The following is a 25,097-nucleotide window of genomic DNA, read 5'->3' on the forward strand; positions in this document are numbered from 1 at the left end:
TTTTAAATAAATGCTGCGATTTTTTATCGCGGCATTTTTATTTTGAGCCCAACTGTATTACTACAATAAAGCTGTTGTTGCGTCGCACTCTTGTACTGTAGAATATAGATCGTTATAGCGAGGACAACAGCAAAGCATTATGCATTAAGTTGTCTGTGGCTATCTGTTAAATTAAAAGATTGCCACAGCTTTCCCATGCGCATGGCTAAGAGTACAGCTTCGCAATGACGATTAGCGTTAAGAACGCACAAGTGAGTGACACAACTGAAGCTTCATATCAGCAATACAGTTAAGTACATAACAGTTGTATTCATTTTTCAGTTACTTTCAGTCTTTAAATATTGCACGTATGAAAAAGATTTCTCTTTTTACTTTTTGTTTTTTTACTTTTTGTTTTTCCTATTCAAATGTTAGTCTTCCAAAATTATTTACCGACCACATGGTTTTACAGCGTGGAAAGCAAATACCTGTTTGGGGTTGGGCGAATGTCAATGAAAAAATAACTGTTCAATTCAACACGCAAACAAAAACAACAAAGGCAGGTAAAGATGGAAAGTGGATGCTGCAGTTAGATGCAGAAAATGCAGGTGGACCTTTTGTATTAACAATAACAGGAAAGAACAGTATAACAATAAACGATGTACTCGTTGGAGAAGTTTGGATCTGCAGCGGTCAAAGCAATATGGAATTTACTGTGCGCAACAGTATTAATGCAGAGCAGGAAATAGCAACAGCTAATTACCCGATGATCCATCATTTTCTTGTTGCAAAAGATGTAAGTGCAAAACCACTGGATGATATAAAAGCGGGAGAGTGGAAAGTATGTTCTCCTGAAACGGTCGGAGATTTTACTGCCGTTGGATTTTATTTTGCCCGTGAATTATACAACCAATTGAGGGTACCTATTGGTTTGATCCATACATCATGGGGAGGCACACATTCAGAAACATGGACAAGCCGTGAAGCATTTGAGAACAGCGATGAATTTAAAAGTATGATCACTGGAATGCCAAACCTGAATCTTGATTCATTATCTGCGGAAAAGAATAAAGCAATGATGAAAAAGATCCAATCATTGCAACCTGATTTTGGTAAACCAGTTAATGAAGACGAATGGAAGAATAATAATTATGATGACAGTAAATGGCCAATAATGCAGTTGCCATCTTTATGGGAGCAAAAAGGTCTTGATGGTGTTGATGGAATTATCTGGTTTAGAAAATTAATTGAGGTAGGTGCAGCAGATGCAGGAAAAGCAGCGGTGCTACAATTATCAATGATCGACGACAATGATATTACTTATGTGAATGGTGTAAAGGTTGGCAGCACTAATGCATACAATGCACAAAGAAAATATACTATACCTGCTGGTGTTATAAAAGCCGGTAGAAATATTATTGCTGTTCGTGTTGAAGATACAGGTGGTGGCGGTGGAATTTATGGAGAAACATCGGATATGAAAATTACAATAGAAAACAATGTGCAATCACTAGCCGGAGATTGGCTTTACCAGGTTGCATCTTTACAAAAAGCAAATTCATCAGTTGGTCCGAATGATTATCCAACACTTTTATTCAATGCAATGTTGAAGCCATTAATACCTTATGCCATGCAAGGTGTTTTATGGTACCAGGGAGAATCAAATGCAGGACGTGCGTATCAATACCGCAAGGCATTTCCACTAATGATATCAGATTGGCGCAAGCAATGGAATGCAGGAAACTTTCCCTTTTATTTTGTGCAGCTTGCCAGTTTCAATTCTGCAAATGGCAACAGTAAAGATGGCAGCACATGGGCTGAGTTAAGAGAAGCACAAACGATGACATTATCTTTACCACATACAGGTATGGCTGTTACAACAGACATTGGCACATCAAATGATATTCATCCGAAAAATAAACAGGATGTTGGTAAACGTCTTGCTGCCATTGCATTACACGATGTATATAATAAACAAATAGAATACAGTGGCCCAATGTATCAATCCATGCAGGTTGATGGTAATAAGATCATTATTTCTTTTACACATGTAGGTGCTGGTCTTGTTGCAAAAGATAAATATGGATATATAAGAGGTTTTGAAATTGCAGGTGCTGATAAACAATTTCATTATGCAAAAGCAATGATACAGGGTGATAAGATCGTTGTATTTGCAGATGAAGTAAACAATCCTGTTACGGTTCACTTTGGCTGGACAGATGATGCTGGTGAAGACAATCTTTTCAACAAAGACGGCTTCCCTGCATCACCATTCAGAACAGATAACTGGAAAGGTATAACAGAAGAGAATAAGTTTACTATTCAGTAATTCCTTCTTTCCTCTCCCTTTGGAGAGGGGTTAGGAGTGAGGTCAAAATGCTGTGGATAAAAGTCCGCGGCATTTTTCTTTTTCCTCGTTTTACCTGCAATGACTTTCTTTACATAGTTTAGCTTTGCGTTATGAGAAATTATAAGGATGACTGGTATCACAAAGGTTTAAGAAAACAACTCATCGAACAGTTGCGCAGCAAAGGCATTACAGATGAGCATGTGCTTACCGCCATCAATAATATTCCACGCCATTATTTTTTAGATTCTGCTTTTGACAAGATCGCTTATGAAGACAGGGCATTTCCTATTGCAGAAGGTCAAACAATTTCTCAACCTTATACTGTTGCTTACCAAACTCAATTGCTGCAGGTAAAACGAAATGAAAAAGTTTTAGAGATCGGGACTGGAAGCATGTACCAGGCTGCGGTACTTGCAGAAATGGGTGCAAGAGTTTATACAATCGAGCGACAAAAAAAATTATTCGAGCACAACAAATCTTTTTTTTATCGTACTAAATATCCCAATATAAAATTTTTCTACGGCGATGGTTTTGAAGGCCTGCCTGCGTTTGTACCTTTTGATAAAATAATCATTACTGCCGCTGCACCATATATCCCACCAAAGCTTGTTGCGCAAATGAAGACAGGCGGCTTCATGGTTATTCCTGTTGATGAAGGAAACAAACAACGCATGTTACGCATTATTAAAAATGAAGATGGCACTTACAAAGAAGAACTCTTTGATTATTTTTCTTTTGTGCCGATGCTTGGAGGCAAGAATGGATAGTTTTTGTTTTCATGCTTAAGTATTTCATAGCGTCTTTTGTTGTGTCACTCACTTGTACTTTTAGAACAGCAATGAGCTATCAGGTATTAGCATTAAGTAAGAAAACATATTTTATATGAAACTTTGCTACTGATTGCTGAAACCTATTTATCAGCACAAGAGTGCGACGCAACGAAAGCTTAATGCTTATTCTATAGTTGGGTTCATAAAATTCTTCTAATTCATATTCAGCTCCAGTAGCGAATCACGGATCTCTTTAAACTTCGTCCATGGTATAAAATGTTTTTCATCTTTGAACCAGACAAGTTTTACTTCTTTGGCATTGATCAAATTTTTTTGTGCAAATAATGCATTACCGGGCGGAACAAATGTGTCTTTATCTCCATGCATAATAAGCACACGACAGGTTACTTTATTCAGATCTGCGGGTATACCATCAACATCCTGTTTAAATAAAAGTAACTCTGCATTGCTGGGCCGCATAGCGCCGGGAATCATATAACGCAAAGGTGTGCGGTCGAGTGTTGCACGCCAGCTTTCAGGATTTTCTTCAGAAGGATCAACTGAGCCTGCAAGAATAACAAGGTTAGTGATGGGTAATTCATGATGCTCTCCTGTAATCTTTACTACAGCGGGCCCGCCAAGACTATGACCGATCAAACACATGGGTTTGCCATTTGAAAAATGTTGAATAACCTTAGCCATGAGGTCACATTGAAGCTGAAGGTTTATAGCATTACCATATTCGCTGTATCCAAAGCCAGGTCTGTCGATACTTATCATGCGATAATGTTGCAATAGCGCACTATCTTTTAAGTAATGTTCAAATGCATCCCAACTACCGGGAGAACCATGAATAAAAACAAGTGTGGGTAAAGAATCTACACCAGACATTACATAGTGAATGATATGTTTGTCAATTGTATCATAAAAGGTTTTGAAAGGAATGGACTGCTTTTTGAAATCTTCTTCAGCAAGGCTATCGCTTGTTCTGAACCGCATACAGCTTTGTGCAAAAATGATCCAGCAGAAACAAATAATAAGTAATGTAACAAATATTTTCATGAGCCATTTCTTCACGCGGTAATAATTAAAAGTATTTTATCGTACCTAAATGTATGAATGATATTCCGGTAAAGAAAAGCTGTATAGTTATTATTCTTTTAAGAGTCAGGCACCCGACATATTGATGTACATTTCTGGGTCTGCGTTTGATATTCCTATATTATTATTTGGCTCAAATTTTAAATCCAATACTATTAATAATAATATTACCATCATTCAGGCGTTAATGTAACAGCCTTTCTGTAATTCGTATTAAATCATAGTGCACCACCTGGAAGGTAGGTTTTGAATCCAATATTTCGTGAATTTATAATTCATTTGTAATGAAAAACTTTTTCGCTACACTGCGTATTTTATGCTGCGTTTTTACCCTGGTACTGTGCTGTTCGGCAGCGAAAGCAAAAATTTGTACGGTTTGTATAACAAATTCTTTTGGTGAACAATCTTTACTAACGCTAAATGAATATAAGCCGGGATGCTGGACTGTTACGGGCACCCACGATTACAGCATTTTTGGTGGCTCCATCTGGCCTGTAACCGGAACATACAGTTGTATTACAAAAAAGTTGCATTACGTTGCTACTAATCCTAATCCTGATTACTGTGTTTTATGGGCCAATATAGTAACTTTTGATTACGATGTTGCTGAGCTTAATCTTACCGGAAACTTTTCCAACGATTGTGGTTATGGCAAAGCATTTACTGCCACAGCAGTTATGGGCCATTGCATGCCTGCTGCAAACATTGTTTTAAAAAAAGGTGAATACGGAAGCACTGGTGCACACAAAATGAACCGCAGCGAACTTAAACTTCCAAAAGGAGAGAACCTGGAAGAATATCTAAAAGACAAGCCTGTTATTATTTCCGTAACGCCAAACCCGGCAAAACAATTTGCAGAAATCTCCTTCTCTCTTGAAACTGCTGCTAAGATACAGGTGCGTATTTATGATCAACAGGGGAATATCACACATACACTTGCTGAAACAACACTTGCTGAAGGTAAGCATAGCTACAAATGGAATTTAAAATCTGTAAAAGGATATGATGTGCCACGTGGATTTTATTGGGTACGTATAGTAACTGATAAGGGAATATTTTCTAAACAAATACTGGTAGACAGATAAATATTTATTTTCAAAAGAACGCCGCAATAAGAAAAAGGGAAGTGTATACTTCCCTTTTCTGTTTTTTATATGATCTCTTTTAATTTTTCAACTACAATATCAATCTCGTCTTTTGTATTATGCTTGCTAAAAGAAAAACGCACTGCCACCTGATTGGGATTATTGTTGATGGCACGGATAACATGGCTCCCTGTGTCTGCGCCGCTGGTGCATGCACTACCACCACTTGCACAAATATTATTAATATCAAGGTTGAATAATATCATTTCGCTTTTTTCTGTTTTGGGGAAACTTACATTTAATACCGTATATAAACTCCTGCCCAATACATCTCCATTGAATGAAATACCTTTAATATGTTTCTTCAATTGTTCCATCATATATATTTTCAGTCCTTTTATATAATTGCTTTCTGTTTCATAGTTAGCTGTTGCTAATTCAAGCGCTTTGGCAAAGCCAACTATTCCATAAAGATTTTCAGTGCCTGCACGCATGTTGCGTTCCTGCGACCCGCCATGCACATAAGGTTTGATCTTTACATTTTCATTTACATATAAAATGCCCACGCCTTTTGGCCCATGAAATTTATGACCGGCGCCTGTAATAAAATGTACTGGCGTATTACGAAGATCAAAAGGAAAATGACCCACCGTTTGCACTGTATCGCTGTGAAATATGGCGCTGTACATTTTACATAATTCACCAACTGCATGTATGTCCAGTATGTTACCGATCTCGTTATTGGCATGCATCAGCGTTACCAGACATTTCTCCTGGCTTCCGGCAAGTAGTTTTTCGAGGTCTTCAAGATCTATATGACCATTCGGTAAAAGTTTTACATAACTCAATGCAACTTCACCACTATGATATAGATATTCAACTGTATGTAGTGTTGCGTGATGTTCAATAGAAGATGTAATGATATGTTTGCAACCAAGATCTCTTACAGATGCAATGATGGCAGTGTTGCTGCTTTCTGTGCCACCGCTGGTGAAAAATATTTCTGCAGGATGTGCATTCAAAATTTTTGCTACACTTTTTCTTGCGTTCTCTATGGCCAGCCTGCTTTCTCTACCATAACTGTAAATAGAAGAAGGATTACCAAAATGCGTGGTAAGATATGGCATCATTGCTTCAAGCACTTGCGGATCAAGTGAAGTTGTTGCCGCGTTATCTAAATAAATACGAGTCATTAATGAAATAATTTTTGTTACCGGCTTTTAAATATTTACTCATCGTCTGTTGTGTCACTCACTTGTGCTTTTAGAGCTCTGGCAGGCAAGCTTCGAGCTATGAGCTTCGAGCAAAACATAAAGCTCAAAGCTGTTCTTCTGTACAAGAGTGCGACGCAACAAAAGGTTAATGCTTATTCAAAAGCCGGGTGCAAAAGTAAAACTTACTATTCTATTAAAAAGAAAGAGTATTCTTTAGCAGGAATTTTTAAAACCCCTTTAGGGGTTTGGGGCTTTTACATGCTTTCTCTTATATCCTGCATAAGGCGTTTGGCTATATTGCCTGCAGTGGTTTCGAAATTGCTTTCTGCATAAATGCGGATGATGGGTTCTGTATTGCTGGTACGGAGGTGAACCCAATCGTTATCGAATTCGATCTTTAAACCGTCTTCAGTATTGATGGGATGATTCTTGTATTTCTTTTGTATGTGACTAAAAACCTTTTTTACATCGATACCATTATCAAGCTCGATCTTGTTCTTACTCATGAAGTAATCAGGATATAAACGGCGCAGTTGTGTAGCACTCTTTTTTGTTTGCGCCATATATGTAAGAAAGAGCGCAATACCAATCAATGCATCACGGCCATAATGCAGGTCAGGAACAATGATGCCGCCATTTCCTTCACCACCAATTACGGCGTTAACTTCTTTCATCCTTGTTACCACATTTACTTCACCAACTGCACTGGGGAAATATTCGCCACCATGTTTTGTTGTTACATCTTTCAATGCACGGGTAGATGACATATTACTAACCGTGTTTCCTTTTCTGTGCTGCAAAACATAATCTGCTACCGCAACCAACGTATATTCTTCACCAAACAATGAACCATCTTCGCAAACAAAACAAAGGCGGTCCACATCAGGATCAACAGCGATACCAAGATGTGCATTTTGCTTATTTACTTCATTGCACAAGCCTGTAAGATGCTGGGGGAGCGGCTCCGGGTTATGCGCAAATTTTCCGTTTACTTCTTCATTTAAAACGATAATATCCTTTACACCCAACGCTTTTAATAAAGCAGGTACAGCAATAGCGCCAGTGCTGTTAATTGCATCTATAACAATTTTGAATTTTTGTTTTTTTATGGCAGCAACATCAACCAGCGGGTAATTAACTACTGCATCAATATGTTGTTGTAATGAAGTTTCATCAACGGTATAAGAACCAAGTTTATCAACGTGTACAAAATTGAAATTTTCAGAGGCGGCAATATCCAGTAATTTTTTGCCATCTTCTCCGCTGATAAATTCTCCTTTATCATTTAGTAATTTTAATGCATTCCATTCTTTTGGATTGTGGCTTGCAGTAAGAATAATACCACCGGCAGCCTTGTATGAAATAACAGCCATTTCAACAGTAGGTGTGGTGCTTAATCCAAGATCAATTACATTAATACCAACAGCGTTCAATGTACTTACGACAAGGCGCTGCACCATCTCACCACTTATACGGCCATCCCTGCCAATAACCACCTTTTTGTTTTCGGGCTGATTTTTTAGCAACCATGTTCCATAAGCAGCAGTAAACTTTACTACATCGAGGGGACTTAATGTTTCACCAGGTTTGCCACCAATTGTACCCCGTATACCGGAAATGCTTTTGATCAAAGCCATCACACAACAATTTTGGTAACAGCAAACATAATAGAAAAAAGCCATGGAAAAAATATAAACTTTGGATTATAACGCATAAAATTGTAATACAACCTTTAAAGAAAAGTATGCCCGACGCACTACCCATTTTTGAGAAGTTTTTTAACAAAGAAGATGCCTTTAACTATTACTCCATCTTTACAGATAATAACCTGCATCCTGAATTGGAACACCCCAGCGAATTCTTTGATGCCATCATCGGCCATGCACGCTCCAATGAATATTATTTATTAAGGCTTGCCTCCGAAGAATTCCCCGCAGCAAAAACGATTCTTGAAAAAGAAGTAAGACTAAGAGGTATTCCTGCTGATCATTACCTGCGGGAATTTGAAAACAACGAACTAAAAAATATATTGTTGGATGAAAGCGACTGGAGCCGTGAAGATATTGCCGTAGCCAAAATTTTGCTGGACGAAAGATCGGTTTCAATAAATGACTTCGAAATACAAAACGCAAAAACTGCACAAAAGAAAAATATTCAGGCACAGCAAAAGATCAGCTTACCTCTTTTAACACTACTCTATATCGTTGCACCGCTTGGTTCATTGATTCCTGTTGTAGCAGGCTTGATCATTTACAACATGAAAGATTATGACCGTGATGGAGAAAAAAATTATGTATATTCAGAAGATCAGCGCCAGCATGGGTTGGCACTTTGTGCCATTGGTGTTTTTTCAACCCTGGCATGGTATTATTTCCTTAAGTCATGAGAAAATAATTGATTGTTACTTTTGATGCATAACTTTATTGTATGATGAAAGAATGGTATAAAGAATGGTTCAGCTCTCCTTATTACGATATATTATATTACAAGCGTAATGAGCAGGAAGCCGCTGCCTTTATACAATTACTCATTAATCATTTAAACCCGGCACCCGGCAGTTTAATGCTTGATGTGGCTTGTGGAAAAGGTCGCCACAGCCGTGTACTTGCCGACATGGGTTTTGATGTTACCGGCATAGATATTTCAGAAACGGCCATTACCGAAGCCAAAAAAACAGAAACAGAGAACCTGCATTTTTTTTCTCACGATATGCGCCTTCCTTTTTTTATTAATTATTTTGATTACGCATTTAATTTCTTTACCAGCTTTGGTTATTTCCATACAAACAGAGAGCATAATAATTCCATCCGAACCATCGCACAAAGCCTTAAGCCCGGTGGCCTTTTTGTTATAGATTATCTTAACGTGCATTATGCAGAAGACCACCTGGTAAAAAATGAATTGATGACATTAGATAGCACACCTTTTAATATCTCCCGCTGGCACAATGAAACGCATTTTTTCAAGCAGATACAAATTGAGAAAAATGGCCGTCATAATTTAAAGCACCTCTACACAGAAAAAGTTGCCAAGTTTTCTTTAGGAGATTTTACTGATATGCTGGCTTACCAAAACATGCAGGTACAGGATGTTTTTGGAGATTACCATCTTGGCCATTACAATGTAAGAAAGTCTCCACGCATGATTATTATTGCAAAGAAAATTATGCATTGATTTTTTATGTAGCCAACTGCATTGCTGCTATTGAACTTCCGTTGCGTCGCACACTTGTACGTGATAATAAGTTTCAGCAGTTTACATGTGTATGGGTTTACAAATTTTCTTACAGGTAGCGTTGTGTAAACATAAAAAAACCTGTAGAAACAGGTTTTTTGCAAATTAATAAAAGTCTAAATTGTTCAAATTACCAGATTAAAAGTTTAAGGTTGAAAAACTTTTATAGCTTCTTTCATAACATTCTTTAATTTATATTCCAGTTGCTCAAATAGCTTTGAATTTTGTTCTACTAAATTGCGGTCATCTTTCCATTTACAAGTAATATCATCATAAACCATTAAAAGATTTGGCTTTCCCAGGAGAGGTTTATCAAATCTTAGTAAGATTGCTTTACTTACTTCCCGAAAATTATAAATAACGAATGCGGTTATTAGTGTGTTGCCATCAACTAAATGTATAATCACGTCAATTTATTTAAATTAAATTATTATTCTTAAAAGAAAAGCGAAAGTTCAAACATCACATAAAGTCCTATATTTTAGCTATACGAAGCTATTGATGTAATTTGATTTGGACCATGAGTTTAATCATTAGAGGTGCTGATATATATATTAGTGAAGAAATATAAATTATCAGGTTCGGATTCCCCTAAAGGCGGGCAATGAATATCCCATTTACGCAAAGCCCCGCTCTTTGTATGCTGCTTTATAGAACGTGCGCAATAGTAAATGGTTTAGGGCCTTTATTATTTATTGAAAAAAAGCCAGGTCTGGCAGATATACATATACATCACGAAGAACACCACTAAAACAAAGCTTATTCTGTGATCTTTTTTGTCACCATAACATTATGCGCACTAAACGCTGTGAGGACGGAATTGTTGCCATAAAAACCAGACGCACAAGTGAGTGACACAAGGAACGATTCCATAGAATACTACAGTTAAGTACATAAAAATTACGAAATACAAGTTGTTACCGGCGCAGTACCATTTGTAAAAGTATGGTTTGACAAGCGGTATTTATGCAATAGTAATTCGCATTATTTTTATTCAGGAACGACATCACACTATTCAGCATTTGTATTTATCTTCAATTTACTTTCTCAAGTCAACATTTGAACCAGGCTAACACATCGCTGTTGCTGTGCCTTCACAAATGCTGAAACGTACAGACAATGATAAACGACCATACATGACTACAGATACATTTAAAGTAACGATACATATGGTTTCGAGTCTTGACGGAATTATTGCTAAAAAAGACAATAGCGTTTCTTGGTTTGAGACATCTGACCGTTATGAGAAAGGAGTTGAAATTACTGAGCAGGATATAGGAAAATTTCTTAAAACAATAGATTGCTATGTGATGGGGGCACGAACATACGAACATGCCCTTGAACTTTCGAAATCTTATGGCTGGGCTTACGGAGACACTCCAACAATAGTAGTAACTCACAGAGACCTGCCTGTTAATAGACAGAACATTGAAATTTATTCTGGCGATCTTAAAAAACTTGTAGAAGAACGGCTAAAACCAAACTACAGAAATGTTTGGCTTGCAGGCGGAGCAATGCTTGTTAAAGATTTTATTCGTTTAAAACTGGCAGACGAAATAAGGTTATCTGTTCTGCCTGTTATTTTGGGTGATGGAACTCTTTTTTTTGACCATGTGGAACAAGAACAAGGATTACATTTAAAAGAAGTAACAGCTTACAAAACCGGAATGGTGGAATTATGGTATGAAATAAAAAAAGATTAGGCTCTTTCACCGCACGTTTTTTTATCCAGGCTTTGTATTTATGTTATGGAGCGCGGCGCTAATGAACGGATAATAATTATTCTTTTATAACACATCTTATTTTCTCTGCTAAATAACCATCACTGTAAAAATGATGGTAAGCAATGATATAACAACTTTATTGTCTTCTTTCTTTTTGAGGGTTAGGAATTTCAACGGGCTTTATTTGCATCTGCAAACTATTTAGTACCGGCATGGTGGAGCTGAACGTGGAATCTGGTTTTAAAATATACAGGTTATCATACGGTGTTTGATAAATGTCAAAACCCTGTTGGTTGTTGCCAATATAATTGAAACGTTTAGGCATAGAACCTGCAAGTGGCATATTGCTGTAAGGATGCCTTTGATAGCGCCAAGCCTGCTTTAAAGAATCAACAAATTGTTTTTGTTTAAGCCTGTTTACCAATGCCGAATCCCATAGCTTTTTTTCGGGTGCTTTATACACATATGGAGATTGTGCAATAACTATACAGGTTAAACAACAAACAAAACATGCGGTAAGCAGGCATATCTTTTTCATGGTATAACAATTAGTTTCCGGTACCTAAGCTAAATAAATCCATTGATTTATGCAACCGCCTTTTATGATTTCTGAAATTTATAACAAGCTATAAATTTCAGTTCAACATTTCTTTTGCTTGTATATTGCAATATAATTTATTGCTTAATGCTTTTACTTGATACAAGTGTTTCTGCCTGGTCTCAATTCTTTGAAAATATAAAGCTTTGGGATCAATGGCTTTTTATAAAAATAAACACTGTCTGGACAAATGATTTTCTCAACAGCGTTTATCCATGGTGGCGTGATTCCAACACATGGATACCACTTTATTTATTCCTTGCCTTATTTGCTTTTATAAATTTTGGCTGGCGTGTATGGCCATGGGTTATATTTTTTATTATCACCGTTGCTTTAACCGATCAGCTTAGCAGCAATCTTATCAAAAATTTTATACAACGTCCACGACCTTGCAATGATGAAGACTTTATGGGAAATGTAAATGCATTACTGGGGCATTGCTCCGGTGGTTATAGTTTTCCATCTTCTCATGCCACCAATCATTTTGGTATGGCTTGCTTTATTTACTTTACCATGAAGCAATATTTTAAAAAATGGGGCTACCTGTTTTTTGTTTGGGCTGCAACGATTGCTTACGGACAAGTATATATAGGCATACATTACCCATTAGATATTTTGGGCGGTGCTGTTATTGGTAGTTTAGTTGGTATGATGACAGCCTCTGTTTTTAACAGGAGAATAGGATTGCCGGAATTGAAAATTTATAGCCAATCGTCAGTGGTCAATAGTGAATAATATATATTTCACCGGTGCTGTTTTTTATTGTTGAATAAAGTTCTAAACGTATAAGTGTGCGACGCAATTGGGACGCTATAAAAAACTACAGCCGGGCTCAAAAAAATAAATGCCCTGATTTCATTAGCTTTGTCGCAACTCAACTATGGCTGAAATACTTATAATACTGGGGCTGATCTTACTTAATGGCGTTTTTGCCATGGCAGAAATAGCACTGGTCTCGGCAAGAAAAGCAAGGCTGGAAGCCCAGGCAAACAAAGGCGATGCAAGGGCAAAGGAGGCGCTGGCATTAGCTAATCACCCTGATAAATTTATCTCCACCACGCAGATTGGCATAACGCTGATCGGTATTCTGAACGGTATCTTCTCGGGCGAAAATATAAAGGGCGGACTGGTTGAGTTTTTCAGCCGGTTTGAAACATTTAAACCTTACAGTAATGGTTTGGCAACAACTGTTGTGGTAATAATCATTACGTATTTCTCCCTTGTATTGGGAGAACTTGTTCCAAAGCGTATAGGCCTCAGTAATCCTGAAGGTATTGCCAAAGCACTTGCAGCTCCTATGCGGGTACTTACCTATATTACTTATCCTTTTATCTGGTTCCTCACCAAGTCAAGCAGCCTGCTGATACGGCTGTTTAATATCAAAAAGGACGAAGGTCATGTTACCGAAGAAGAAATAAAAGCCATCATCAGCGAAGGAACAGAGCAGGGCACTATTGATGAGGCAGAGCAGGAAATAATAGAACGGGTATTTCATTTGGGAGACAGGAATATTACTTCTTTAATGACACACCGCAGCGATATTGTATGGCTTGATATGAACAGTAAAGTTGCAGGTATTAAAGAATTATCTGATGAAATGGTGCACTCCATATACCCGGTGTGCGACGGAACTATTGATGCGATAAAAGGTGTGGCTTCTTTAAAAGATATATTCAGGGTATCGCCGGAAACACTGGTGAAAGAGGTAATGAAACCTGCGTTTTATGTTCCTGAAAATAATTCTGCTTACCAGTTACTGGAAAAGTTTAAGCAAACAAGAATGCACTATGCATTCATTGTAGATGAGTATGGAACATTGCAGGGCATTATTACACTTAATAATATCCTGGAAGCAATTGTTGGCGACATATCTGAGCCGCATGAAGAAGATTATGAAATTGTGGAAAGAGAAGATGGGTCTTATTTAATAGATGCACAAATACCTTACTACAATTTCCTGAGTTACTTTAATAAAACAGACTGGATTGATGAAGAACAGGAATTCGATACGCTTGCTGGTTTTATTTTAGATCATCTTGAACGTATTCCGGTAACTGGCGATAAACTTGACTGGCGTGGTTTTGGCTTTGAAATAGTGGATATGGATAATCATCGTATAGACAAATTGCTGGTAACTATTTCTGAAAAACTAAAAGCAGAATTAGAAGAGGAATAAAAGCATTGCTGACTCCGGATTGCAGATTTCGGAATGTAGAAAATGATTTTTTATGTATCTGGCTGCAGAACGAGCATTAGACTTTTGTTGCGTCGCACTCTTGTACTTCAGTAAATTTTTTAAAATCAAAAGCTAAACACTGCATTGGTCGCCGGATAATTCAGTTTATCACTTTGTTCATTGTCCTTTACTTTTATATGCATCATGTTTATCTGGTTGGTATTATAGTCATGTAAAAGATTATTCACTATTTCCACTTTAGTTACTTTATCCACTTTATTTACTTCAAAGTAAGCCCAGATACTTTCACTCTGCTGCTCATAACCTACAAAGTTTAATTGCACAGCTTTGTCATTTACTTTCATTTGTAAATGTTGTTGAATATAATCCCTTACATATCCATTCATTTGTTCCTGGTTGGCAGGATGTAAAATATCTATTTTATCCTGGTGATATTTGCGCAGTGTGTTTTCAAAATCATCTGTAAAGATGCGCACACTAATTTCCAGCGACTTAGTATTATCATTATAATTAATGTCCGTCATGGAAACAAAAAAAGGATGCAAAAGCGCTGCAACACTCACAACAAGCCATTGATATAATGTATTTGCCATTCAACAAGAATTTTTTACCGGCACAAAAGTGCGCTTTAAATTGAATGCTTTAATAATTTTTTCGTTAAAACTGGCTGCTTTTCGTTTTGGTAAACCAGTATATTTGCAGCTTTTGGTCAGCAACACATGAGTGATTTCAGCATCTTTTTTCCAATGGGCATTGAGCACATTACAGATCTCAATGGCCTGGATCATATTTTATTTATTGCAGCACTCTGCCTGCGTTATGTAATTGACGACTGGAAAAAAATACTTGTACTGGTAACTGCATTCACTATTGGGCATTCCATTACACTTGCATTGAGCACTCTAAGCGTAATTGATGTACCACGTATATGGACAGAATTTTTTATAGCAGTTACAATAGTCATCACCGCCATCAGCAATTGCTTTGTAAAAGATTTTAAGTTTAAGAGTAAATACCCGGTTATTTATTTTTTTGCATTGTTCTTTGGATTAATTCACGGCCTTGGTTTCAGTACTTTGCTAAAAAGTATGCTGGGCAAAGATCAGAGCATTGTAATGCAGTTGCTCGCATTCAATCTTGGTCTTGAGGTGGGGCAGATAATTATTGTAGCAGGCATCTTAATTATTTCTTTTATACTCGTAACCATGTTTCGGGTAAACAGGAAAAATTATTTGTTGTTTGTAAGTGGTGGCATTGCAGCATTGGCGTTGGAAATGGCGTTGCAGAGAATACCGTAAAATATGCGGATGTGCAAATTTAGGGATGAAAGAAATTTATGGGAGCCGTGCGATTGAATAAGTATTATGCTTTCGTTGCGTCGCACTCTTGTACGAAAGAATGCAAGCAGCAAAGTCAGAAAGTCGGGAAACCAAAAAGACTATCATGCAATGTAAACATCTTTCGGTCTTGCCGAGTTCCGGGCTAAGCGCACAAGTGAGTGACACAACAGGCGATGCCACAAAGAACTAAAGTTTGAAACAGAAATACATAAACAGTCTACACATGATCATGAGAAAATTAATGTTTTGTACAATTGCACTCTTTGCTTTTAATGCAACAGAAGCGCAGAACATTCAGAACAACCCGGGTTCAAATCATGGAAATAAGTTTGAACAACTGGGCACTATTCTTCCTACACCAAATGAATATCGTACAGCAAGTGGTGCGCCGGGCCCAAAGTACTGGCAGCAACGTTGTGATTATGATATCAAATGTTCATTGGATGAAGTGAATCAGAAATTAACGGGCAGCGAAAAAGTTACTTACTTCAATAATTCGCCGGATGTATTAACGTATTTGTGGTTGCAGTTAGATGAGAACGAGCATAGCAGTGTAAATAACTCCGGCTATCAGACTTCTTCATCAATGCAACAAAATGTAAATGTTGCTATGCTTGACAGGGCCGATGAAAATAAAACAGATAATGGTTACGGTGATAAAATAACAAAGCTTACAGATGCAACCGGCAAAGTATTGAAATATACGATCAACAAAACAATGATGCGTGTAGAATTGCCAATACCGTTAAAACCCGGGCAGCAGTTTATATTTAATCTTGATTGGAATTATCATATCTCTGATCGTTTTAAATACAATGGCCGCGGTGGCTATGAATATTTCCCGGAAGATGGCAATTATTTATTTACCATGACGCAGTGGTATCCGCGTCTTTGTGTGTACAGCGATTTCCAGGGCTGGCAAAATCACCAGTTTGTTGGCAGTGGTGAGTTTGCATTAACGTTCGGTAATTTTAAAGTGCAGATGACAGTGCCTGCAGATCATGTAGTTGGAGGAACTGGCGAATGTCAGAATTATCAACAGGTATTAGATGCAAAACATTTTGCACGCTGGCAACAGGCACAAACTGCAAAAGAACCTTTGCAGATATTTACATTGGATGAAGCAAAAGCTGCTGAAACAAAAAAGAGTTCTGCAACAAAGACATGGATCTTTAAAGCAGATATGGTACGTGATTTTGCATGGACATCTTCCCGCAAATTTGTGTGGGATGCAATGCCTGCTTATGTAGAAGGAAAGAAAGTAATGTGTATGAGTTATTATGGCAAAGAGGCTTATAATTTGTACAGCAAGTATTCTACAAAGCTTGTGGCACATACTGTAAAATCATATTCGCATTTTACTTTTCCTTATCCTTATCCGGTAGCGCAAAGTGTGGAAGCAAGCAATGGAATGGAATACCCGATGATCTGCTTTAACTATGGCCGTACAGAAAAAGATGGCACGTATAGTGAAGCAACAAAAAATGGAATGGTAGGAGTGATCATTCATGAAGTTGGCCACAACTTTTTCCCTATGATCGTTAACAGCGATGAACGTCAGTGGACATGGATGGATGAAGGCTTAAATACTTTCTGCGAATATCTTACAGAAGAATTGTACGATAATAAATTCCCATCCCGTCGTGGCCCTGCATATACCATTGTTGATTATATGAAGATGCCGAAAGATCAATTGGAACCTATCATGACCAACAGTGAAAACATTATACAGTTTGGGCCGAATGCATATTCAAAACCCTCAACAGGTTTAAACATTTTACGCGAAACGATCATGGGTCGCGAACTGTTTGATTATGCATTTAAAACATACGCACAACGCTGGGCATTTAAACATCCAACGCCTGCTGATCTTTTCCGCACGATGGAAGATGCCAGTGCAGAAGATCTCGACTGGTTCTGGAGAGGCTGGTTTTACGGCACCGATCCCTGTGATATTGCTATTGACAGTGTAAAAGCATTTAAAGCAGATGTAAATGCAGAACCAAAATTAACATCAAGAGGCCCTGCAGAAAGAGGCATTGATAAACCCGCCGTTCCTGCATTTGATGATATATCCAAAGTAAGAAACAGGGAAGACAAGAACATCAAATTTCTTACAGATGCAGACACCAGCCTGCGTGATTTTTACTGGCGTTACGATCGTGGTATGGAAGCTTATGATTCTTCTTATAAATTTAAAACCACACCACCTTCTTTCGATGCAATGGATGATGCAGCAAAGCAAAAATATGCAGGTAAATATTTGTACGAAGTTTCTTTCAGCAACAAAGGTGGTTTGGTAATGCCCATTATTTTACAATGGACCTATGCTGATGGTACAAAAGAAACAGAACGCATTGCAGTACAGATCTGGCGCAAAGATGAGAACCATGTAAAGAAACTTTTTGTAAAAGATAAAGAAGTGGTGTCTGTGTTGTTAGACCCCATGAAAGAAACTGCAGATATTGATGTTACCAATAACACATGGCCAAAGGTAGATGCAGCAAGTAATTTTAGTATTTACAAAGCAAAGCAGGCAGCACGCGGCCAAAGCCAGGGATTGAATCCTATGCAGAAAGCTGCTCAGAAATAGTTGTTGTTAGTTGCTCACTCGTTAAAGGGACAAACCACTTCGAAAGAAGTGGTTTTGTTTTTTTTATTATTCCAGCTTAGTTTTTCAAGGCGTCTTCGTTGTGTCACTCACTTGTACTTTTAGTCCAGAACTCAATGAGACCGAAAGTCTGAAAGATATATCCATAAAATGAGAGTCTTTCTGACTGACCGATTTTCTGACTTTGCTGACTTGTATTACTCAGTACAAGAGTGCGACGCAACAAAAGTCCAATGGTAATTCCTAAGCCTGGCTCATAAAAAAAATCCCTTCCATAATAACCAGCCTCATTTAAGTAAAGCAGATAATAATTAAGTGTTTTTCAACGTATATGCAGTGTAATAAATGCATTTGTGCCTTACTTTCGCCGTAACATAACTTCATGAGCCTGAAAACGAAACTGCTGATTGTGTGTATGCTTGCCGGTTTGGGTGCTGGTGCGCAGTTCAGGAAATATTCCAATGAATTTTTAAATATTGGTGCAGGTGCCCGTGGCCTTGGTATGGGCGGTGCACAGGTGGCAAGTACCGAAGATGGGAGTGCAGGTTACTGGAACCCCGCCGGGCTGGTGTATGTATATGAGCATCCGGCCGTTTCTTTTATGCATGCCGATTATTTTGCAGGCATCGGCAAATACGATTACATCAATGCGGCCATTCCGCTGAATGATAAATATAAAACACTGGGCATATCGCTGTTGCGTTTTGGCGTAGATGATATTCCCAACACACTTTACCTTGTAGAGCCGGACGGTTCTATTAACTACAATAACATACAGAGTTTTTCTTCGGCAGACTATGCGTTCATTATTTCTTACTCGCACCTGTTCAAAGACGATGATAACAGTAAAGTACAAATGAGTTGGGGCGCCAATACAAAGATCATTTATCGCAAAGTAGGCACGTTCGCCAATGCATGGGGTTTTGGTTTTGATGCAGGCTTTATGTACAAAACACCCAAGTGGCGTTTGGGTATTGCGGCAAGAGATGTAACCAGTACGTTTAATGCATGGAGTTTTAATTTCAGCGACAGAGAAAAAGAAGTGCTTTACCTGACCAACAATGATATACCGGTGCGCAGTACAGAACTTACATCGCCAACGCTTGTGCTGGGTTATGCATATAATTTTAGATTAGCAGAGAAGGTTCACCTGCTGGCAGAAACTAACCTGAACATGACTTTTGATGGTAAACGAAACACCATCATCAGCGCAGACCCGGTGAGTATTGATCCTAAGTTTGGTATTGAAGCCAATATAAACGATGTGTTTTATTTACGTGGTGGTATCTCTAATTTTCAACAGGCACTGGCAGATGGCGATACACTAAATCAGAAAAAGGTGTGGATCTTTCAGCCAAGCATTGGCGCAGGTTTTAAAGTAGGCAATGTAACCATAGATTACGCGTTTACTAATTTAGCCAACCAGGGTAGCCCATTGTATTCGCATATATTTTCTTTGCGGTTAGACATTATGCCGAAAAAAACTACGCCCAAAGAAAAAAAGAATGATGGTGTACCGGAGTTACCAAAACCTGTAAAAGAGAAAAAGAAAAAAGTATTTTATCCGGGATAAATTTATGAACCAAACTGTACTGCTGATATTAAGCTTCTGTTGCGTCGCACTCTTGTGCGGTTGGTTCTTTATGCAGCGCCTCTCTCTCGGTCTCTCTCCTGAAGGAGAAAGAGGCCAGGCATTTTTTAAAATATCATCTGTTGTACTAACAAATCTGCAAAAAAAATATCATCAGCAAACTGCACTATTTAACAGGATGATGATGGTTTGTTTATTACTAGTTGCAGCAGTTGCTGCAAAAGCGCAGTACAACAATGAATGGATAGATTACAGTAAAACATACTATAAATTCAAGGTTGGTAAAACAGGGTTGTATAGAATAAGTCAGCAAACACTTTCTAATAATTTATTGGGCAATACACCTGCAGAACAGTTTCAGTTATGGCGCAATGGTGTGCAGGTAGCTATTTATACAAGTGTGCCAAGTGGTATAATTCCGGCGAATGGTTATATAGAATTCTGGGGAGAAAAAAATGACGGCAAACCAGATAAGGCATTGTATAAAAACCCCGCCAATCAGCTAAGTGATGTGCTTAGTTTAGAAACGGATACTGCAGCCTATTTTCTTACTGTAAATAATGCAGGGAATAATTTACGTGTAACAGATGCAGCCAATAATGTTGCGGGTAACATACTTTCACCGGAGCCATACTTGTTGTATGAATACCGATACGATTACCAGCAACGGCTTAACTGGGGCAAGGGTATAAACTTTGGTGAATATGTGTATTCTTCAAGTTACGATGTCGGCGAGTTCTGGGCAAGCAATGATATATACCAGGCCACACCACTGCAATTGAATGCAGGTAATTTATTTGTTGAAACAACTGCTGGTATTGATCCTGTATTGAAGGTGAGTTTTGCAGGCAATTCTTCGAATGATAATAACGGTTCAGTTTATAGAAATGTAAAAGCAGATATCAATAACAGTAATTTTATTGATCAACGATTGGTACAAATGAGTGCTGAAGTTTTACCTAATACTAAAACAATTCCACTCACACTGCTCAACACAACGAATAACAATTTTAGATTCTCAATTTATAACACCAATGAATTTGATAGGGTAGCAGTGGGATTTGTAAGTCTTACTTATCCAAGAAAATTCAATTTTGGTGGTGCTTCCAATTTTGCATTTACAATGCCTGCAAAAGCGCAGGATAGTTATTTGGAGATTGACGCCAGTAGCTTTAGCAGTGGCGCAACAACACCTTTTCTGTATGATCTTACCAATAATAAAAGATATACTGCAGTTGTATCAGGAGGCTTTATAAAATTTGTATTGCCCGCAACAATGACCGAAAGGAAATTGGTATTGGTAAGTGAAGATGCAGCCAATTTAAATACTGTAAGCAGTATGGTTGCCCGCAACTTTATTGATTATAGTATCAGCAATAACCAGGGAGATTATCTTATAATTTCTAATAAGATATTACAGGTGGGTACGGATGCTTATAAAACTTATCGTTCTGGTTCAGCAGGCGGAGCTTACAATGCAAAAGTTTTTGATATAGATGAATTGGTTGACCAGTTTGCATTTGGTATAAAGAAAGACCCTTTATCTGTAAAGAATTTTTTGAAGTACGCAAGAAATAAATTTGCGGTCGCACCAAAATTTGCTTTCCTCATTGGCAAGGCTGTAACCTATAATGAATACAGGGAACATGAAACTTCTGTTTTTGCAGATCAGTTAAATCTTGTACCAACATTTGGATGGCCCGCATCAGATGCTTTACTGGCGAGTAATGATCTTGATCCTATTCCTGCAACACCTATTGGAAGATTAGCTGTAATAAAATCAGAAGAAGTACAAATTTACCTGGATAAAATAAAAGAATACGAACATAAGCAACAAAGCGCTACGCAAACAGTTGATGAAAAATTGTGGATGAAAAATATGGTGCATGTTGTTGGAGCAAATGACCCCAGCCTCGATGCTGCACTTACTGCAGATCAAAACAGGTACAGAGATACGATTAGAGGTCCTTTATATGGAGCAAGTGTTTTCAGCTTTAACCGCACGGCAACAGGTCTCGAAACACCCTATACAGAATCCCTGATGGAAAAGCAGTTCAATAATGGTCTTGCATTATTAAATTATTTTGGGCACTCTGCGGCTACATCCCTGGATTACAATCTAAACGATCCTAACCAATTTAATAACGCAGGAAAGTATCCCGTCTTCCTTGTAAATGGTTGTAATGCAGGAAACATTTATTCTTATGATACCAGCAGGTTTAGCTTAATAACTTCTTTATCAGAAAAATTTGTATTGGCCAAAGACCGCGGCAGTATTGGTTTTATAGCCAGCACGCATTTTGGCATAGAAAGTTATCTTGATATTTATAACCAGGGATTTTATTCTTCATTATCGTCTGTAAACGGTTACAATATGCCGGTTACAGTTAACATGAAAGATGCAGCAATAAAATTAGTGAACACAAATTTTGACTCCGTTACGCGTTATCAGCATGCAGAGCAGAATGCATTACACGGCGATCCTGCTTTAAAGATTAATGCTTTCGCAAAACCTGATTTTGCGGTAGAAGATTCCAAAGTAATTGTTGATCCGAGTTTTATTTCAGTAGCAGATAACAGTTTTAATATAAAGGCATACTTCTATAATCTTGGCAAGGCAGAAGGAGATTTTGTTGCTATATCTGTAAAATGGCAACATCCTGATAACACTATTACAAGTTTAGTGGACAAGCAAATTGTAGCAGTAAGATATATTGATTCTATTGCAATGACGGTTCCTATTGTTGCTTCAAGAGATGTCGGCAGTAATAAATTGCTCGTATCTATTGACGCGCCGGGTAAATATGACGAGTTAAGTGAAATGAATAATAATGTTACCAAAACATTTTTCATTTATGAAGATGAACTGAAACCTGTTTATCCATATAATTTCAGTATTGTAAACAGGCAAAATATAAGACTGGTTGCGTCTACTGCAAACCCACTGAGTCCTGTTAAGCAATATAGCATGCAGATAGATACCACTGAATTATTCGACTCTCCTTTAAAATATAGTGAGAATATAACTTCTGCTGGTGGCATACTGGAATTTAATCCTGGCATAGCATTCAGCGATAGTACGGTTTATTACTGGCGTGTGGCGCCGGTGCCTTCAGATGGAAATTATATATGGAACACAAGCAGTTTTGTGTACCTGGCAAATAGCAGCTTTGGTTATAACCAATCACATTTGTACCAACATTTAAAATCTGGTGTTGAACGTATTTATATAGACAGTTTTAGTCGCAAGTGGAATTATAAACCTGATTCTTCTTCCCTAAAAATCACTCATTCTATTTTTGGACAGGGTGCAAGTGGCACAACCAGCCCTGCTGATTATGCAATACAAATAAACGGGCAGACTATTACTGCGAGTGTTTGTTTGGGTCATTCAGTTGTATTCAATTTATTCGATCCAATTACATTAAAGCCTTACTATAACCAGGCTATTCCTTCTACCAATCCATCTGGTTCTTATGGTGGATTTATGAATAGTAGCGCACTTACTTGTAATGCGCCTGGCGGTAAAACAGGAACAGAATATAATTTTGAATTTTCTTACCTTGACTCTACTGCTGGTAAACCTTTAGGAAGAAGATTAATGCGTGATTTTATGGATTGGATTCCGGACGGAGTAATAATAACGGCAAGATTAATTTTTGATGAACCTTTTGCAACACAACCGTTTGTCGATAGATGGATACATGATAGTGTGTATTACGGAAAAGGTAATACTGCTTATGACCGTTTAAAATCCGCCGGTTTTGCAGGATTTGATCAGTATACTTATCCAAGAACATGGGTATTTGTGTACAAAAAGAAAACAGCTTCTTTTGAACCGGTTTGGAAATTATCCGAAGGCTTATCGGATCAGATCAATTTACAGCTTACAATAGAAACGCCTGATTCACTTGGCTATATTACATCTCCTTTGTTTGGCCCCGCTACTGCTTGGAAACAAGTAAAATGGAGGGGAAATACAGCCGATGCAAAAGCAGGTGACCTTCCAATTGTTGATGTGATTGGTGTAAGCAATACAGGGATAGAGTCTGTTTTATATACGCTCAATATATCACAACAGGATTTTGATATTTCTTCAGTAAATGTTGCAGCTTATCCTTATATAAGACTGAGGATGCGAAATGCAGATAGTATTAATCTTACACCATATCAATTAAGGTATTGGAGATTATTATATGATCCTGTCCCGGAAGGAGCTTTAGCACCAAACTTACTCTACAACTTTAAAGACAGCTTAAATCTTGGTGAAAAGACTGACTTCCAGATGGCATTCAAAAATGTAGGTGACGTGTCTTTTACGGATAGTATAAAAGTGAACATGACAGTGTATGATGCTTCAAATGTTGCGCATCCCATTACTGCTCCGAAACTAAAAAAATTAAATGCAGGAGATACTGCCACGATAAGCTATCTAATTGACTCAAAGACTTTTAATGGAACAAATAACCTGTTCCTTGATGTTAATCCTGACAATGATCAACCAGAGCAATATCACTTCAATAATTTTCTTTATAAAAAGTTCCAGGTAAACACAGATAATTTCAAACCTGTTATGGATGTTACGTTTGATGGCATACACATTCTTAATAACGATATTGTTTCTGCACAACCACACGTGCTAATCAGTATAAAAGATGAATCAAAATTCCTCTTACTTGATGACACCAGTTTATGTAAAGTACAACTTCAATATCCAGACGGTAGTTTAAGAAGATTCTATTTCAATACAGACACATTAAGGTTTACTGCCGCCACAGCAACTTCATCTGATAATACAGCTAAGGTAGATTTTACGCCTTATTTACTGGATGATGGAACGTACCAACTGATCGTCCACGCTGAAGATAAAACCGGCAATGCCGCAGGCGGTACAGATTATACAGTTTCATTTATGGTTTATAATAAGCCTATGATCTCAAACATGTTCAACTATCCAAACCCTTTTACAACAAGTACCGCTTTTGTTTTTACGGTAACAGGTAGCCAGGTGCCGCAAAATATAAGAATACAGGTGCTTACCATTACTGGTAAGATCGTAAAAGAAATAACAAAAGAGGAATTGGGACCACTGCATATTGGTCGCAACATCACCGAATACAAATGGGATGGTACCGACCAATATGGGCAGAAACTTGCAAATGGTGTGTACTTATACAGAGTAATTACAAACCTGAATGGTAATAAATTAGACAAGTTTCCTACATACGATTCAAATGGCAGTGAAGTAAATACTGATAAATATTTCAACAAAGGCTATGGTAAAATGTATTTAATGAGGTAAT

General features: G+C 37.7%; 18 protein-coding genes. 12 read left to right on the forward strand and 6 right to left on the reverse strand.

The window, feature by feature from the left end; all coding sequences use genetic code 11:
* Positions 1–349: 349 nt before the first annotated feature.
* Positions 350–2,308 carry a sialate O-acetylesterase gene (locus FRZ67_RS00540; protein ID WP_147187660.1) on the forward strand — a complete coding sequence of 653 codons (1,959 nt, stop codon included), beginning with the start codon at positions 350–352 and terminating at the stop codon, positions 2,306–2,308.
* 131 nt (positions 2,309–2,439) lie between these two features.
* Complete coding sequence (locus FRZ67_RS00545) at positions 2,440–3,096, forward strand: protein-L-isoaspartate(D-aspartate) O-methyltransferase (RefSeq protein WP_147187661.1); 657 nt, start codon at positions 2,440–2,442, stop codon at positions 3,094–3,096.
* Between the two features lie 216 nt (positions 3,097–3,312).
* Here the strand turns inward: FRZ67_RS00545 and FRZ67_RS00550 are convergent, their stop codons facing one another.
* Positions 3,313–4,161, reverse strand: a complete 849-nt coding sequence (locus tag FRZ67_RS00550; protein ID WP_147187662.1) for an alpha/beta fold hydrolase — start codon at positions 4,159–4,161, stop codon at positions 3,313–3,315.
* Positions 4,162–4,484: 323 nt separating this feature from the next.
* Here FRZ67_RS00550 and FRZ67_RS00555 point away from each other — a divergent pair, with 323 nt between their 5' ends.
* Entirely contained in the window at positions 4,485–5,285 is an 801-nt protein-coding gene (locus tag FRZ67_RS00555; protein ID WP_147187663.1) for a FlgD immunoglobulin-like domain containing protein, read from the forward strand.
* Between the two features lie 65 nt (positions 5,286–5,350).
* Here the strand turns inward: FRZ67_RS00555 and FRZ67_RS00560 are convergent, their stop codons facing one another.
* Entirely contained in the window at positions 5,351–6,478 is a 1,128-nt protein-coding gene (locus FRZ67_RS00560; RefSeq protein WP_147187664.1) for a cysteine desulfurase family protein, read from the reverse strand.
* A gap of 275 nt (positions 6,479–6,753) precedes the next feature.
* Positions 6,754–8,136: a phosphoglucosamine mutase gene (gene glmM / locus FRZ67_RS00565; RefSeq protein WP_147187665.1), complete on the reverse strand. Its 1,383-nt coding sequence runs from the start codon at positions 8,134–8,136 to the stop codon at positions 6,754–6,756.
* Positions 8,137–8,243: 107 nt separating this feature from the next.
* Here glmM and FRZ67_RS00570 point away from each other — a divergent pair, with 107 nt between their 5' ends.
* Together FRZ67_RS00570 and FRZ67_RS00575 are read left to right on the forward strand one after the other, a co-directional pair.
* Positions 8,244–8,885, forward strand: coding sequence for a hypothetical protein (locus FRZ67_RS00570; RefSeq protein ID WP_147187666.1), 642 nt, complete (start codon positions 8,244–8,246; stop codon positions 8,883–8,885).
* 41 nt (positions 8,886–8,926) lie between these two features.
* On the forward strand, positions 8,927–9,673 hold the full coding sequence (locus tag FRZ67_RS00575; RefSeq protein ID WP_147187667.1) for a class I SAM-dependent methyltransferase: 747 nt from the start codon (positions 8,927–8,929) through the stop codon (positions 9,671–9,673).
* Positions 9,674–9,879: 206 nt separating this feature from the next.
* On the opposite strand, the gene FRZ67_RS00580 is transcribed toward FRZ67_RS00575, so the two are convergent.
* Positions 9,880–10,140 (reverse strand): hypothetical protein, encoded by a 261-nt coding sequence (locus tag FRZ67_RS00580; RefSeq protein WP_147187668.1) that lies wholly within the window; start codon positions 10,138–10,140, stop codon positions 9,880–9,882.
* Positions 10,141–10,869: 729 nt separating this feature from the next.
* On the opposite strand from FRZ67_RS00580, the gene FRZ67_RS00585 reads away from it, so the two are divergent.
* A complete protein-coding gene (locus FRZ67_RS00585; protein WP_147187669.1) occupies positions 10,870–11,436 on the forward strand; it encodes a dihydrofolate reductase family protein in 567 nt (188 codons plus the stop codon).
* A gap of 157 nt (positions 11,437–11,593) precedes the next feature.
* Here the strand turns inward: FRZ67_RS00585 and FRZ67_RS00590 are convergent, their stop codons facing one another.
* Positions 11,594–11,995 carry a hypothetical protein gene (locus FRZ67_RS00590; protein WP_147187670.1) on the reverse strand — a complete coding sequence of 134 codons (402 nt, stop codon included), beginning with the start codon at positions 11,993–11,995 and terminating at the stop codon, positions 11,594–11,596.
* Positions 11,996–12,142: 147 nt separating this feature from the next.
* Here FRZ67_RS00590 and FRZ67_RS00595 point away from each other — a divergent pair, with 147 nt between their 5' ends.
* Entirely contained in the window at positions 12,143–12,790 is a 648-nt protein-coding gene (locus FRZ67_RS00595) for a phosphatase PAP2 family protein (protein ID WP_147187671.1), read from the forward strand.
* A gap of 145 nt (positions 12,791–12,935) precedes the next feature.
* Positions 12,936–14,231 carry a hemolysin family protein gene (locus FRZ67_RS00600; protein WP_147187672.1) on the forward strand — a complete coding sequence of 432 codons (1,296 nt, stop codon included), beginning with the start codon at positions 12,936–12,938 and terminating at the stop codon, positions 14,229–14,231.
* A 125-nt stretch (positions 14,232–14,356) separates the two neighbouring features.
* On the opposite strand, the gene FRZ67_RS00605 is transcribed toward FRZ67_RS00600, so the two are convergent.
* Complete coding sequence (locus FRZ67_RS00605; RefSeq protein ID WP_147187673.1) at positions 14,357–14,845, reverse strand: DUF6702 family protein; 489 nt, start codon at positions 14,843–14,845, stop codon at positions 14,357–14,359.
* Positions 14,846–14,971: 126 nt separating this feature from the next.
* On the opposite strand from FRZ67_RS00605, the gene FRZ67_RS00610 reads away from it, so the two are divergent.
* From FRZ67_RS00610 to porU2, 4 genes are all read left to right on the forward strand, one after another.
* Positions 14,972–15,550, forward strand: coding sequence for a HupE/UreJ family protein (locus FRZ67_RS00610; protein WP_147187674.1), 579 nt, complete (start codon positions 14,972–14,974; stop codon positions 15,548–15,550).
* A gap of 271 nt (positions 15,551–15,821) precedes the next feature.
* Positions 15,822–18,185 carry a M1 family metallopeptidase gene (locus tag FRZ67_RS00615; protein ID WP_158638444.1) on the forward strand — a complete coding sequence of 788 codons (2,364 nt, stop codon included), beginning with the start codon at positions 15,822–15,824 and terminating at the stop codon, positions 18,183–18,185.
* Between the two features lie 400 nt (positions 18,186–18,585).
* The gene (locus FRZ67_RS00620; RefSeq protein WP_192903892.1) at positions 18,586–19,776 is read left to right on the forward strand and encodes a putative type IX sorting system protein PorV2; all 1,191 of its coding nucleotides are present in this window, start codon (positions 18,586–18,588) and stop codon (positions 19,774–19,776) included.
* A 4-nt stretch (positions 19,777–19,780) separates the two neighbouring features.
* Positions 19,781–25,096, forward strand: a complete 5,316-nt coding sequence (gene porU2, locus FRZ67_RS00625; protein ID WP_147187675.1) for a putative type IX secretion system sortase PorU2 — start codon at positions 19,781–19,783, stop codon at positions 25,094–25,096.
* Position 25,097 lies beyond the last annotated feature (1 nt).

This window comes from Panacibacter ginsenosidivorans, from assembly GCF_007971225.1.
GTDB classification, from domain to species: Bacteria; Bacteroidota; Bacteroidia; order Chitinophagales; family Chitinophagaceae; genus Panacibacter; species Panacibacter ginsenosidivorans.